The following is a 13,665-nucleotide window of genomic DNA, read 5'->3' as shown; positions in this document are numbered from 1 at the left end:
GCTCCGCGATCAGGCGATGTGACCAGGGTTGAGACCCTGGACTCCGAGCCGCCCGCGACGTGCGCGGGCCCAAAGGCCGGAGAGATCGCCCCGATACGAGGAGGCGCTGAGACGCGGCGTGACGCCGCCGGTGCTGATGAAGAGCATCATCTCCGGCCTCCTTCCCGTGGGTGAATCGGCCCGCCCGAGCGGCGGGTACTCCGCGAGTCTCCCACTCGAGGGCCTTCATGGCAACGGTTTGGGCCTGTTTGTCCAGAAATTCGTGCCAGGAGTCCGGTGGCGATCACCATCGCCGTGCCCGGATAGCGCCAGCCGTGCAGGTCGCGCGGACCCGACCTAGCCTGGTCTGACGACGCACCGAAGGTAGGCCCGGGACCCATGTCCCACCTAGGAATGCTCAGATCAGGGCAAACTCCGGGTAAAGGCCACCGTCGCTGAGACGCGGCCCCATCGCCGCACGCTCGGCCGTCGGCTCCCGCACCACCGCGGGCGCCGCTCCTCCATCCGCAGACGAAGGAGTACTCGTGAGCACCACCACCCCGTCCCAGCTTCTTCCCGACGTCGACATCGCGCCCGAGCTGCGCGCGGCGCTCGAGGCAAGCCCCAAGGTCGTCGTCCCTCAGACCCGCGAGGAGCTCTACCTCCTGGCGCTCGGTCCCGACGGCGGCCCCGAGTTCTCGGTCGACTACGACGTGAACGGCACCCCGGTGACGGAGGCGACCGTCACGCGCTGCCGCAACGGCGTCGCCGTGAACTACCCCGAGGACTACATGCGTCGGCGCGACCCGAAGTGCATGGTGATCGCGGATGACCGACCCACGGACAAGACGCGCTACGCGGACCGCTTCGGCGAGTCCTTCGGCCGCGTCCGGAACGAGACGCTCGAGTGGCTCGGCACCCAGGAGCTGGTGGTCGTGCCGTTCAAGGCGGGCGGGCTGACCTACGGCTCGCCGTCGCTCGCGGTCGTGCCCGTGAACTCGGCGTTCTTCGCACTCGCGCTCGTCGACCTGCAGGGCTGGACCACGTTCGACGAGCTGGGCGCCTTCACGCCGCGGTCGATCCTGTACGTCGCTCCCCCGTTCCGCCACACCCACTTCGACGGCAAGCAGGTGGTGGTCCACGACCGCACCTCGACGCTGCACGAGATCTTCGCCTACAACCTGTACCCGGGCCCCAGCGCCAAGAAGGGCGTCTTCTCGGTGCTGCTCGACATCGGCGAGGAGGAGGGCTGGATCACCGCCCACGCCTCGTCGGTGCGCGTCACCACGCCGTACGACAACACCACCGTCGTGATGCACGAGGGCGCCTCGGGCGGCGGCAAGTCGGAGATGTGCCAGGACCTGCGCCGCGAGGACGACGGACGCATCCTCGTGGGCCGCAACGTCGTCACCGACGAGCCGTACATGATCACGCTGAACGAGACCTCCGCGCTCGCACCCGTGACCGACGACATGACGCTGTGCCACCCGTCGATCCAGGACGGCTCCGGCAAGATGGTCGTCGCCGACGCCGAGGACGGCTGGTTCGTCCGCGTGGACGGCCTCACCGAGTACGGCAACGAGCCGCACTTCGAGCGCGCCGTGATCCACCCCGACGACCCGCTGGTGTTCTTCAGCATCGACGGCGTCTCCGACGCGACCGCGCTGCCCTGGGAGCACACGCTCGACTCGAACGGGAAGCCCTGCTCCAACCCCCGCGTCGTCATCTCCCGCCAGATGATCCGCAAGATCGTGAACCAGCCCGAGCCCGTGGACGTCCGCACCTTCGGCGCCCGCATGCCCGCGTGCACCTCCGACGCACCCACCTACGGGATCATGGGCATGACCCACTTCGTGCCCCCGGCCATCGCCTGGCTGTGGCGTCTGATCGCACCCCGCGGCGACAAGAACCCCTCGATCGGCGAGCACGCCGACGCCACGAAGAAGCTCGAGCACGGCGGCATGGTCTCGGAGGGCGTCGGCTCGTACTGGCCGTTCTCCACCGGCACGAAGGTCTCCGCCGCGAACCTGCTGCTGGACCAGATCGTCACCTACGACCGCACCCGCTACGTCCTGGTGCCCAACCAGCACATCGGCGCCTACAAGGTCGGGTTCTCCGCCGAGTGGCTCACGCGCGAGTGGCTCGCCCGCAAGGGAGGGGGCCGCATGCGCGCCGACCAGATCGAGCCTGCACGCTGCCCGCTGTTCGGCTACTCCCCCAAGGAGATCACCTTGGACGGCCAGCCGATCCGTCGCACCCTGCTGCGCCCGGAGCTGCAGTCGCAGGTCGGCACCGAAGCGTACGACGCAGGCTGCGCCATCATCACCGGGTTCTTCAAGTCCGAGCTCGAGCAGTACCTCACGGACGACCTGAGCCCGCTGGCCCGGCAGATCATCGAGACGTGCATGAACGACGGCACCGTCGAGGACTACGAGGCCCTCACCCCGATGTACCTGTAGCGCCTGCTCGCCGCAGGATTACGCTGGAAGGCATAGGCGTGATCCTGCGGCGAGGCGGCCGTCCCGCGGCCGCTCAGGAGGTGTCCGATGGCGGCGCTGACGGTCGGCTCCGGCCCGTACGTCGCTGACGCCCGGGAGGTCGCCGCCGCCGCGGAGACCGACCTTCGCAGCGGCTTGAGCGCGGCTGAGGCTGCCGCTCGACTCGCGCGCGACGGACCCAACCGGCTCGCGGAGGCAGCGGCCGTCCCCGCCTGGCGCAAGCTGCTGGGCCAGCTCGCCGATCCCCTCGTCTACCTGCTCCTGGGCGCGATCGTCATCTCGTTCGTCGCCTGGATCGTCGAGGGACACCACGGCACACCGTGGGACACCCTCGTCATCGCGATCGTGGTGGTCGTGAACGCGGTCCTCGGCTTCGTGCAGGAGCGACGCTCTGAGAACGCCGTCGCGGCACTCCAGCGGATGTCGGCGGCGACCGCGCTCGTCATCCGCGACGGCCAGCCCGTTCGCGTGACGGCGGACGACGTGGTGGTCGGCGATCTTCTGAGCCTCACCGAGGGCGACGCCGTCGTCGCGGACGCCAGGCTCGTCGAGGGCAGCCTGTGGGCGGCCGAGGCGGCGCTCACCGGCGAGAGCGCACCTGTGCCCAAGGACCCCGCCGCGGTCGAGGAGGGCGCAGCGCTCGGCGATCGCACCTCGATGGTCTTCGCGGGCACCGGCGTGACGCGAGGCACCGCGCGCGCCGTCGTCGTCGCGACCGGCACGAGCACGGAGACCGGCAGGATCGCTGATCTGCTCGAGGCCACCGAGCAGTCGAAGACTCCCCTGCAACGTCAGATCGCGACGCTCAGCAAGACGCTCGGCATCGCCGTGCTGGTCATCGCCGCGGTCGTGATCGCCGCGGTGCTCGCCACGCACGAGATCGCCACGCTGTCCGACGTGGTCGCGGTGCTCCTGCTCGGCGTGGCGCTCGCGGTGGCGGCCGTGCCCCAGGCCCTTCCCGCGGTCATGACGGTCGTGCTCGCACTGGGGGTGCAGCGCATGGCGCAGAGCAACGCGATCGTGAAGGAGCTCTCGTCGCTCGAGGCGCTCGGCTCGGCGTCTGTGATCTGCACGGACAAGACCGGCACCCTCACGGAGAACCGCATGGCGCTCAGATCCGTGGCGACGGCTGCAGGCGAGGTCGAGGCGACGGGCGATCTCGGTGCGAACGCCGCCGCACGCGCCGTCGTCTCGCTCGGGAGCCTCGCGGGAGACGCGATCGTCGTCGACCGGGATGGGGGGCCTGCGTTCGAGGGCGACCCGACCGAGACCGCGTTCCTCGCCGCCGAGCACCGGCTGGGACTGGAGGAGGAGCGCCACCGGCTCACCCGGGTGGGCGCGGTGCCGTTCAGCTCCGAGCGTCAGCGCATGACCGTCGTCGCCTCGCATGCCGACGGTGGCGGCCTGATCGCGGTCAAGGGCGCGCCGGACGTCATCCTTCCGCGCTGCTCGAGCGTGCTCGGGGCCGACGGAGAGGCCGGCTGGGACGCCGACGCGCATCGCAGCATCGAGCGTGGGATGGAGGACCTCGCAGAGCGCGGCATGCGGACCATCGCCGTCGCCTATCGCCACGTGGACGAGACGCCGGACCCGTCGGAGGAGCTCGAGAAGGATCTGATCCTCGCGGGCGTCGCGGGCATCGTCGACCCGCCCCGGCCGCAAGCACGTCAGTCGGTGGCCGACGCCCAGTCCGCGGGCATCAAGATCGTGATGATCACCGGCGATCACCCGGCGACCGCGCGTGCGATCGCGACGGACGTCGGCATCGCCGACGACGACGCGCTGGTCATCTCCGGTCCCCAGCTGGCGCGTATGCCGGACGAGGAGCTGTACGAGGAGGCCCCCTTGACCGCGGTGTTCGCGCGCGTCGCCCCTGAGGACAAGCTCCGACTGGTCGACGCCTTCCAGGCGCATGGCGAGATCGTCGCGATGACGGGCGACGGCGTGAACGACGCCCCGGCGCTGCGCGCGGCCGACATCGGCGTCGCGATGGGTCGGGGCGGCACCGAGGTGGCACGCGAGGCTGCGGCGATGATCCTCGCTGACGACGACTTCTCGACGATCGTGAAGGCGATCCGCGAGGGTCGCGGGATCCTGGACAACATCGGCCGGTTCCTCCGGTTCCTGATCGCAGCGAACCTGGGTGAGGTGCTGTCGGTGTTCCTGGGCGTGGTCGCCGCAGGCGTGCTGGGCTTCACCGCAGCCGACGGGACGGTGGTCGCTCCCCTGCTGGCCACGCAGATCCTGTGGATCAACCTGCTGACGGACATGGGGCCCGCGCTCGCCGTGTCGGCCGAGCGGTACTCGAGCGATCTCATGGAGCGCGCCCCGCGTCGGCCCCGCGACCCGATCCTCACGGGGCGCACGTGGGTGTTCATGGCCTGGACCGGCATCTGGATGGCTGCCGCGACGCTGCTGACCCTCGACGCCTTCCTTCCGGGCGGTCTGATCGAGGGATCCTCGGACCTCGACACCGCCCGCACCGCCGCCTTCACCGTGCTCGTGCTCGCCAATCTCACCGTCGCGTTCTCGGCGCGGTCGGAGACGATGTCGGTGCTGCACGATCTGGCGTCCAACGCGTGGCTGTGGGGCGCCGTGGGGCTGTCCGTGCTGATGCAGATCGCGGTCGTGCACCTCCCCGTGCTGAACACCGCCTTCTCGACCGCGCCGCTGAGCCTGGGCCAGTGGGCCTTCTGTGTGGCCGCCACCATGACCGTGCCACTCGCGTCGGAGGCCTTGAAGGGCGTGCTCCGGGCGCGTGAGCGTCGAGTAGGTTGAGGGCAGCAACGAAAGGCATGGAGGAGCGATGGACGCCGCGGAGCAGCGCGCACGCATGGACGAGGTCCCGGTCGAGGACGACACGCGCAGCGAGTACGAGAAGCTCATGAACGACGAGTGGTTCAAGTACCGCCGTGGCCCCGAGCTCGCGGCCATGCAGCGCGAGACGCTCGGCACGCTGCGACGGATCAGCGCCGACTACTTCGACGACCCCGAGGGCTCCACGGCGACGCTCGCCGACCTGGTCGAGGAGTGCGGACCAGGACTCGACTTCCGCCCGCCGATCTACCTGGAGTACAGGGAGCGCGTCCGCTTCGGCACCAACGTGTTCATCAACGCGAACCTGATGATCCTGGGAAGCGGCGAGGTGACGATCGGCAACAACGCGCTGATCGGACCCGAGGCACGCTTCTACACCGTGAACCACGCGTTCGACGTGGAGACGCGGCGCGAAGGCTGGGAGCGCGCGTTCCCGATCGTGCTTGAGGACGACGTGTGGCTCGGAGGCTCCGTCGTGATCTGCCCGGGCGTCACGATCGGCCGCGGCTCGGTCGTGGCGGCAGGCTCCGTCGTCACCAAGGACGTGCCACCCATGTCAGTGGTGGGCGGCAATCCCGCACGCGTGCTGAAGACGCTGTAACAGGCCCGCTACTTCGAGGAGTCGTCCCCGTCGGCCTTGGTCGCGTCGGGGCCGATCTGCCCCTTCGCGGGCTCGGCGTCGTCGCCCTTCGCGGCGTCGTCCTTCTTCTTCGGGCCGGAGAGCCAGCCGTAGTTCATGCCGCCGCCGTTCTCCTTGGCGCCCTTGTAGAACTGCCAGCCGAAGTAGCCCACGGCGACGACGATGGCGATGTAGAAGAACGCCTGCGCGGCGATCGACGAACCCTGCTCGGCTGCTTCGGCGAGAATCATGCCGGGATTCTCTCATGCCTGAGCACGATCCGAACAGGCGACACCGCCTACCCGAGAACGGTCATCATCCCCGACTTCTCCTGAGGGCTCTGCGGCCGTACCGTCGAGCCATGAGCCCCCACCAGCACGGCCCCGCCGAGCACGCGGGAGGCCGCCACCGCGGCCGCCTCGCGATCGTGTTCGCACTCGTCGCGACCTTCATGGCGGTCGAGGTCGTGGCCGCCCTCATGTCGGGCTCGCTCGCCCTGCTCTCCGACGCCGGGCACATGGCTGCCGACGTCGTGACGCTCGCTGCGGCGCTCGTCGCCACACGCTTCGCCACGCGCCCCGACTCGACTGGCACGCGCACCTACGGCTCGTATCGCGCGGAGGTCTTCGCCTCAGGCGTCGCCGTGCTCGTCATGCTCGCGGTCGCGATCTACGTGGTCGTGGAATCGCTCGGCAGGATCGGCGGCTCCCCCGAGATCCCCACGTGGCCCATGCTCGTGGTCGGAGCACTCGGTCTCGCGGTGAACGCGGTGAGCCTCATCCTTCTGCGCGCGGGCGCCAAGGAGTCGCTCAACGTCAAGGGTGCCTACATGGAGGTGATCGCCGACGCCGCGGGCTCGGTCGGCGTGCTCGTCGCCGCGGGGCTGATGATCCTCACAGGCTCGCCGGTCTGGGACGTCGTGGTGGCGCTCGCCATCGGCCTCTTCGTCGCGGTACGCGCGGTGATCCTTGGCCGCGAGGTGCTCGGCGTGCTGGGTCAGCACGCGCCGCGCGGGTTCGACGTGGACGCAGCGGCGCACGACCTGACCCAGCTCGACGGCGTGAACGACGTGCACGACCTGCACGCCTGGACGCTCACGTCAGGCATGAACGTGGCGACGGCGCATCTGCTGCTGCGGGAGGGCGCCGACCCGCGCGCCACCCTCATCCGTGCGCAGGAGACGCTGCGCGACGTCCACGGGATCGCGCACGCGACGCTGCAGCTTGAGGACAGCCCGTCGTCGCAGTGCCACGACGTCCGCTGGTAGCGGCTCAGAGCTCCAGACGGATCTGCTCGGCGTCGAGCTCGCGCATCGCCGAGTGCAGCGTCCCGCTGGCGAACAGCCCCACCGAGCGTGCCTCGAGCAGCACCTCCCTCTGCGCCTGGATCACGGCGAGGCTCTCTCCCTCCTCGTCAAGCTCCTCACCGCTGCGCTGGAGCCTGTCACGCACGTCCTGCGCCGCCACCCCGAGCAGCTGCTGGAGCTCCGCCAGCTCCGCCGCTCGCTGCTGAGGGGTCTGACCCGGATCGGGCTTCAGGAACCGCACGAGAGTGGCAGCCGTGCCTCCCTGCACGCCGAGCGACACCACGGCGACGACGAATGCGATGAGTATCAGGAGCGAGCGCTCAGGCGCATCGGCAGGCAACGTCTGCGCCGCAGCGATGGTGACCACACCACGCATCCCCGACCACACGATCAGCGTGCCATCGCGCCAGCCGAGCCGGGAGGACACCTGATAGGTCGCGTCGGCCTCAGCGCGGACCAGGCGCGCATGGATGCGACCGTGGAGCTCCTGCTCGGTCCGACCAGGGCGAAGACGGAGCGAGAGCCTCTCGAGCGGGGTCAGTGGGGCGGGCGTCGAGAGATCGGCCAGCTGGGCCTTGTCCGCCGCGATGCGATGGTGGGCACGCTCCGCGCGTTCCGCGCTGCGTCTCATGGCACCGAGCACGGGCACCACGTAGAGCGCACGGATCAGCAGGCTCAGCGCGAGCGCGGCAAGCGCGATCCACACCGCCCTGCCCACGCCTTGGTGGTTCGCCTCCACATCCTCGATCACGCCGATCAGCTCGAGGCCCAGCACCAGGTAGACGAGCCCCTCCAGCACGAGCTCCAGCGCATGCCAGGTCTGGAGGTCGGCAGAGCGATGCTGCGGGGACAGGACGCGGGCGGCGCCGTTGCCGGTCACCAGCCCCGCGACGACCGCGGCGACCAGACCTGAGGCGCCCAGCGCCTCGGCGGGGATCGAGGCGAGGAACGGCACGGTGAAGGTGATCACGGTGTTGACGGTCGTGTCTCGCACGTGGGAGCGCACCCACAGGTTGAGCCGTCCGACGATCCAGCCGATGATCACCGCCACCGTGAGGGCACCCACGAAGACCCCGCTCACGGACCAGAAGGTGACTGAGGCCGCCGCAGCGGCGACGGCAGCGCGCAGGAGCACGAGCGCGACGGCATCGTTGAGCATCGACTCGCCCTCAAGCACGGTGGTGACCCGCGGGTTGACTCCGAGCCGCTTGATGATCGCCGTGGCGACAGGATCGGTCGGGCTGACGAGCGCACCCAGGGCGAGCGCCCAAGGCCAGCTCAGGTCGAGCACCCCGTGGAAGAACCACCCGAGCAGGCCCGTGGAGATCAGCACGAGCACCACGGAGAATCCGGAGATGGTGCGCAGCTCCCGCCTGAAGTCGGTCGCGGGGATCTGGACGGCAGCCGCATACAGGAGCGGAGGCAGGACTCCCGCGAGGATCACCTCGGGGTCCACCTCGATCTCCGGCATGGCGGGCACCGTGCTGGCGAGCACGCCCAGCGCCACGAGCAGGAGGGGCGCCGCGATGCCGACTCGCGGGCTGATGGCGTGCGAGGCGGCGATACCGAAGAGCGCGAGCAGGCCGAGGACGAGCAGCTCCTCCATGTCAGCCGATCACCTCGGCAAGCACCTGGAGGGCGCGATCCCGCTCCTCGTACGGGACGAACAGGTGGTCGTGCTTGGCGCCTGCCACCACATTGCAGCTGATCCCCGCGTCGGCAAGCGCCGTGGAGAATGCCGCGGTGAGGCCGACTGCGGCAAGCGACGAATGGACTTCGAGGGTGATCCACGCGGAGCGGTACTCGGCATCGAGCCTGAGGTTCGTCGCCGTCGCCTCGTCGACCACGATCGAGATCCCCTCGTCCTCGACGATCGTGGCCACGGGGGTGACGCCCATGGGGATGCTGGGGACGGACGCCCACACGTAGCAGCCGTCGTTCAGCCGCGGGCTCATGCCCGCGAGGAGGAGATCGAGGTCGTCGATGCCTGACATGGACCCCAGCCTAGGCACTCAGAGGCGGGAGATGGCAGGGATGACGCGGATCAGAGTCTGGTGGCAGGCGCCACGGCCTAGAACAGGGTCGCTGGTCCCCCGATACGCGCCGGCTCGCCGTCAAGGCTGAGGCGCGTACGCCTCCACTCGCCGTCTGAGTCCCTGGCGTCGACACGCCGCGGGGTGTCCGCGCTCGACTGCACTCCCCCGGTGTTCTGGTCGAGAGGTGCGCGCTCGAGCCCGTGGGCGCGGATGAGGGGCTTGATGCGTGCGGCGAGCGCACGGCGGTAGTGCTTGGGCGCGTAGGCGCCGTCTCCGTAGAGAGTCCGGTAGCGCGGCGTGAGATCGGGGCGGAACGTGTTGAGCCAGCGCGCGAACCACTCCTTCACGCCCGGACGCAGGTGGAGTCCCGAGTAGGTGACCGACGTGGCGCCCGCCTCCTTGATGCGAGCGAGCGCGGCGTCCAGGTGCTCCTCCGAATCGGTGAGGAACGGGAGGACCGGCATCATGAAGACCGAGACGTCGAACCCCGCCTGCGCCGCGGCGGAGACCGTGGCCAGCCGAGCGGCCGTGGTGGGCGTCCCCGGTTCGAGCGTCTGCTGCAGGTCGTCGTCGAAGATCGCGATCGACATGGCGAGGTCCACGGGGACCTTCGTGGCGGCGTCGGCCAGGAGCGGCAGGTCGCGACGCAGGAGCGAGCCCTTGGTGAGGATGGAGAACGGCGTCCCGGAGTCCGCGAGCGCGGAGATGATGCCGGGCATGAGCCGGTAGCGGCCCTCGGCCCGCTGGTAGGGGTCGGTGTTGGTGCCGAGCGCGACGTGCTCGTGGTTCCAGGAGGGTCGCGCGAGCTCGCGTCGGAGCGCGTCGGCGATGTTGGTCTTGACGATGAGCTGGGTATCGAAGTCACGGCCCGCGTCGAGCTCGAGGTACTGGTGGCTGGGCCTGGCGAAGCAGTAGACGCACGCATGACCACAACCTCTGAATGGGTTGATGGTCCAGGTGAAGGGCACGACGGAGTTCGCCCCGACCTTGTTGAGGGCGCTCTTTGCCACCACTTCGTGAAAGACCATGCCGTCGAACTCGGGGGTCCGAACCGAGCGGATGAGGTTGCTCATGCGGGCGAGGCCGGGCAGCGCATCCGCAGCCTCGGCCGTCAGCGCCTGCCCTTCCCATCGCATGCGCCCATTCGAACATGTGTTCGAGTGTGGGTCAATCCTCCTCGCGGACTTCCACCGCAAGCCGCCCCGTACGGATTTCGGCCAGCAGCACGAGGGCACGCTCGGCGGCAACCTCCTTCGTGGGCTCCCGGAAAGCGGCCACAGTGACGTCATCTTCCTCACCAAACATGACCGCCTCCGCCCACCAATCGGTCCTGCGCTTGATCGCATAGGCCAACCTCGTCCACAGGTAGTACGGGAGAGCGGCAACAACGAACCATGCCAGAGGGATCAATGCGAGCATGTCAGCCTGGTCCCAGTTCAGGCCGTTGAGCCACCGCCCAAACCTGCCAGACCCCTCCGGCCCCTTGGCCGCCCTGCCCCAGCCGCCCCGTATCTGCACTCGCCACTGCACACCACTCGGATCCGTGACCTCCCGCGTCGGCACCGCGAGGAACGAGATCTCGCCCACGAACCCTCCTCAGAGTCAGCGTTCTGGGCGCGATCCTAGTGCGCGAGACAAATGCCGCGTGAGCCCCGCCAACCGCCACCCGGATGAGAAAGATCACTACACGCACGCGTGGGAGCAGCCTCGGTACGGGTTGATGGTCCAGGTGAACGGGACGACGGAGCCGGGGCCCACCTTGTTGAGCGCGCTCTTCGCGGCGATCTCGTGGAAGACGATGCCGTCGAACTCGGGGGTCCTCACCGAGCGGATCAGGTTGCTCATGCGCGCGAGTCCGGGGAGCGCGTCGGTCGCCTCCGCCGTCAGCGTCTGCTCCTGCCACCTCATGGCCTCATTCGAACATACGTTCGAACCCTGGTCAATGAGCCGCGCCGACGCCGGTGCGGCGCCTATTCGTCGAGGAAGTCCTCACCTGTGGTCACCGTGACGTACCCGTTCGCGTCTGAGACCGTGAAGGTGAACTCAGGGTCAGATCCGGCGGGAAGCGTCATCTCCCAGACGTGGACGGTCACGTCGGCCGCGGAGGGGCGGTCCATGATCCACCAGGCGCGCGTGCCGTCGTATCCCATCTCCGAGGTGATCCCTCCGAGGCTGTCATTGCAGAGGCCGTCGTCGAGCTCAGTCCACCCCTCGTACCAGTCCCCGTACTCGACCCCGGGCTCGCACGCGACGCGCGCCGTTCCGCTGATCATCGATTCGGATCCGGCCTCCGTGATCGACGACGAGACCTCGAGGGTGACCGGGCCCGGCACCGGAGCGTCGACTTGGGTTCCAGGCCAGACCGCATACCCGCCCTCGGTGGTCCAGAAGGCGGTCACTGCGAACGCGAACGCGTCGCCGTCCTTGTACGCACGTACGCAGGCGTCGTACCAGCCGGAGCGTGCCGTCTCGAGAAGCAGGACTCCGTGGCTCTCGACCGGCTCGTCCCAGGAGGAGCTGGCGCACGCCATCCACACCTCGGTGGCGTCGTCCCGCACGATCACGGCGACCTCAGGATCGGCAGGCCGCGCCTCGGGCTCGGGAAGCTCGGCGGCTGCGCCGCGCGCGAACCACCACAGCACCGCTGCGACCACGATCACCGCGGCCGTCGCCGCACCCGCCTTGACACTCATCGCCGCCCCCGACCGCACACGCGCAACACCCCCTGTGCGGCGCATGCTGAGCGTACTGCCAGCCACGCGAGCGCGCACGCATCAGGGGGTGTCGAGGCGAGGGGATGTCGCGGGGCGTCAGCCGAGGATGGTGCGCCCGAGCGTATATCCGGTGATGTGGGACGTGAAGACGCGGTACCAGTCGAGCTCGACCTTGGTTCCGGCCGAGAACATCTGGACGTCGCGCAGATAGAGCGCAACGTGCAGGGCGTCGGCGTGGGTCTCCGCCTCGATCATCTGCTCGAAGGGATCCTGGACCACACCGCCTGCGAGCGCGGCGATCGCGTCGAGCGAGACCTCTCCACGGTGGGCGGTGGTGGTGAAGTGTCCCCAGTAGTCCGCGGGTGCGGTGATCTCGCCGGTGATGATGGATCCGCCTGCGGTGAGGGTGAGTCCGAGCCCGCGGGCCCGACCTTCCGCTGCGGCGCGTGCGAGACCTTCGAGCGAGAGGGGAAGCTCGCTGATCGTTGCTGCGTGGGACACGGGTGGTACCTCCTTGTGCCGATGTCGCACGCAGATTAGCAGGGACGATGCAGTGGAGTCAGGCTCCCATGGGACAGTCCACAACCACTCACATCAGGCACGTCGTGGCCGATGTGCAGGACGTCGGGACATCCCGCGCCGGGCCACGTCAGAGCGCGTCGTCCGCCATGTCGACCACCTGGAGCACGGCGCCGGTTCTGCTGGTGCGCACGCCTCGCGACACGATCGTCATGCCGAGGCTCTCGTAGAGGGCGATGTTGGCCATCTCCTCCGCCCTGACGGTGCACGCGAGACCGCTCAAGCCCTCATGATGCGCGGCCTCGCGCAGTCGCTGCACGAGCAGACGCGCGACGCCCCTGCCGCGTTCTTCGGGAATGACGCCGAGCCTGCCGAAGTACAGGCTGCCGTTCGCGGTCGGATGATGCTTGGCGACGGCGACCGCCTCCCCGCCCCGTCTGACCACCGCGACCCTCTCCCCCGCAGCGATCTCCTGCGCGAGGGACTCCGCGGTCTCGAGCATCGCACCGGACGTCTCCCCCTTGGCCGTGTACTCGGCGAAGGCGCGGTGCATCACGTCGATCGCGTCGCGCGTGTGAGCCTCGTCGAGGCAGAGCTCGATGCTGAGCGAGTCGTCGGGGTCGAGGCTGTTCACGGTCGTGAACACTAGCGCGGCGCGACTTCAACTAGTGACCGACAGCGAGCGCCTCTCGATAGACGGCCTCGTCGTCATCGGAGAAGACCGCGAACGTCACCTCCTGCACCGAGGTCTCGCCGGCGAGGTGGGCGCGCACCTCGCGAACGGCGATGGGCGCCGCGAGCGCGATCGGGTAGCCGTAGATGCCGGCGCTGATCGACGGGAAGGCGAGGGAGGCGAGCCCGTGAGCGTCCGCGAGCGCGAGGGACTCCCGATAGCAGGAGGCGAGGAGCTCGGGCTCCCCCTTGTCGCCTCCGTGCCAGACAGGGCCGACGGTGTGGATGACGTGGCGCGCAGGGAGGCGGTAGCCGGCCGTGATGCGGGCTTCGCCCGTGGGGCAGCCGCCGATCCCGCGGCATTCGACGAGGAGCTCGCGCCCGGCTGCGCGATGGATCGCACCGTCAACCCCGCCGCCGCCGAGCAGCGACGAGTTCGCGGCGTTCACGATCGCGTCCACGTCGAGCGTGGTGATGTCGACCTTCCTGACGTCGATCATGAGCG

General features: G+C 69.3%; 14 protein-coding genes and 1 pseudogene. 4 read left to right on the top strand and 11 right to left on the bottom strand.

Annotated elements, in window-relative coordinates:
• Window positions 1-9: 9 nt before the first annotated feature.
• A complete protein-coding gene (locus QQX04_RS12195) occupies window positions 10-150 on the bottom strand; it encodes a hypothetical protein (RefSeq protein ID WP_301129588.1) in 141 nt (46 codons plus the stop codon).
• Between the two features lie 374 nt (window positions 151-524).
• Here QQX04_RS12195 and QQX04_RS12190 point away from each other — a divergent pair, with 374 nt between their 5' ends.
• From QQX04_RS12190 to QQX04_RS12180, 3 genes are all read left to right on the top strand, one after another.
• Window positions 525-2,438 carry a DUF4914 family protein gene (locus QQX04_RS12190; protein WP_301129586.1) on the top strand — a complete coding sequence of 638 codons (1,914 nt, stop codon included), beginning with the start codon at window positions 525-527 and terminating at the stop codon, window positions 2,436-2,438.
• 87 nt (window positions 2,439-2,525) lie between these two features.
• Window positions 2,526-5,255 (top strand): cation-translocating P-type ATPase, encoded by a 2,730-nt coding sequence (locus QQX04_RS12185; RefSeq protein ID WP_301129584.1) that lies wholly within the window; start codon window positions 2,526-2,528, stop codon window positions 5,253-5,255.
• Between the two features lie 28 nt (window positions 5,256-5,283).
• A complete protein-coding gene (locus QQX04_RS12180; protein WP_301129583.1) occupies window positions 5,284-5,895 on the top strand; it encodes a sugar O-acetyltransferase in 612 nt (203 codons plus the stop codon).
• 8 nt (window positions 5,896-5,903) lie between these two features.
• Here the strand turns inward: QQX04_RS12180 and QQX04_RS12175 are convergent, their stop codons facing one another.
• A complete protein-coding gene (locus QQX04_RS12175; protein ID WP_301129581.1) occupies window positions 5,904-6,164 on the bottom strand; it encodes a hypothetical protein in 261 nt (86 codons plus the stop codon).
• A 110-nt stretch (window positions 6,165-6,274) separates the two neighbouring features.
• Here QQX04_RS12175 and QQX04_RS12170 point away from each other — a divergent pair, with 110 nt between their 5' ends.
• Window positions 6,275-7,180, top strand: a complete 906-nt coding sequence (locus QQX04_RS12170) for a cation diffusion facilitator family transporter (RefSeq protein ID WP_301129579.1) — start codon at window positions 6,275-6,277, stop codon at window positions 7,178-7,180.
• A 4-nt stretch (window positions 7,181-7,184) separates the two neighbouring features.
• Here QQX04_RS12170 and QQX04_RS12165 read toward each other — a convergent pair whose 3' ends face one another.
• The 9 genes and pseudogenes from QQX04_RS12165 to QQX04_RS12125 all read right to left on the bottom strand — a co-directional run bounded on the left by QQX04_RS12165 (window position 7,185) and on the right by QQX04_RS12125 (window position 13,660).
• Window positions 7,185-8,825, bottom strand: a complete 1,641-nt coding sequence (locus tag QQX04_RS12165; RefSeq protein ID WP_301129577.1) for a cation:proton antiporter — start codon at window positions 8,823-8,825, stop codon at window positions 7,185-7,187.
• A gap of 1 nt (window position 8,826) precedes the next feature.
• Window positions 8,827-9,213 carry an ACT domain-containing protein gene (locus QQX04_RS12160; RefSeq protein WP_301129575.1) on the bottom strand — a complete coding sequence of 129 codons (387 nt, stop codon included), beginning with the start codon at window positions 9,211-9,213 and terminating at the stop codon, window positions 8,827-8,829.
• Between the two features lie 77 nt (window positions 9,214-9,290).
• Entirely contained in the window at window positions 9,291-10,391 is a 1,101-nt protein-coding gene (locus QQX04_RS12155; protein WP_301129573.1) for an Rv2578c family radical SAM protein, read from the bottom strand.
• A 31-nt stretch (window positions 10,392-10,422) separates the two neighbouring features.
• Window positions 10,423-10,842: a hypothetical protein gene (locus tag QQX04_RS12150; protein ID WP_301129571.1), complete on the bottom strand. Its 420-nt coding sequence runs from the start codon at window positions 10,840-10,842 to the stop codon at window positions 10,423-10,425.
• 99 nt (window positions 10,843-10,941) lie between these two features.
• Window positions 10,942-11,163 (bottom strand): annotated as a pseudogene (locus QQX04_RS12145) (Rv2578c family radical SAM protein); the annotation flags it as partial.
• Window positions 11,164-11,225: 62 nt separating this feature from the next.
• Window positions 11,226-11,948 (bottom strand): hypothetical protein, encoded by a 723-nt coding sequence (locus tag QQX04_RS12140; protein WP_301129569.1) that lies wholly within the window; start codon window positions 11,946-11,948, stop codon window positions 11,226-11,228.
• A 117-nt stretch (window positions 11,949-12,065) separates the two neighbouring features.
• Complete coding sequence (locus QQX04_RS12135; RefSeq protein ID WP_301129568.1) at window positions 12,066-12,470, bottom strand: hypothetical protein; 405 nt, start codon at window positions 12,468-12,470, stop codon at window positions 12,066-12,068.
• 148 nt (window positions 12,471-12,618) lie between these two features.
• On the bottom strand, window positions 12,619-13,122 hold the full coding sequence (locus tag QQX04_RS12130; protein WP_301129566.1) for a GNAT family N-acetyltransferase: 504 nt from the start codon (window positions 13,120-13,122) through the stop codon (window positions 12,619-12,621).
• 31 nt (window positions 13,123-13,153) lie between these two features.
• Window positions 13,154-13,660: an O-acetyl-ADP-ribose deacetylase gene (locus QQX04_RS12125; protein WP_301129564.1), complete on the bottom strand. Its 507-nt coding sequence runs from the start codon at window positions 13,658-13,660 to the stop codon at window positions 13,154-13,156.
• Between the last annotated feature and the right edge of the window lie 5 nt (window positions 13,661-13,665).

The organism is Demequina zhanjiangensis, assembly GCF_030418315.1.
Classification (GTDB): domain Bacteria; phylum Actinomycetota; class Actinomycetes; order Actinomycetales; family Demequinaceae; genus Demequina; species Demequina zhanjiangensis.
This window is presented reverse-complemented; position numbering and strand designations above follow the sequence as displayed.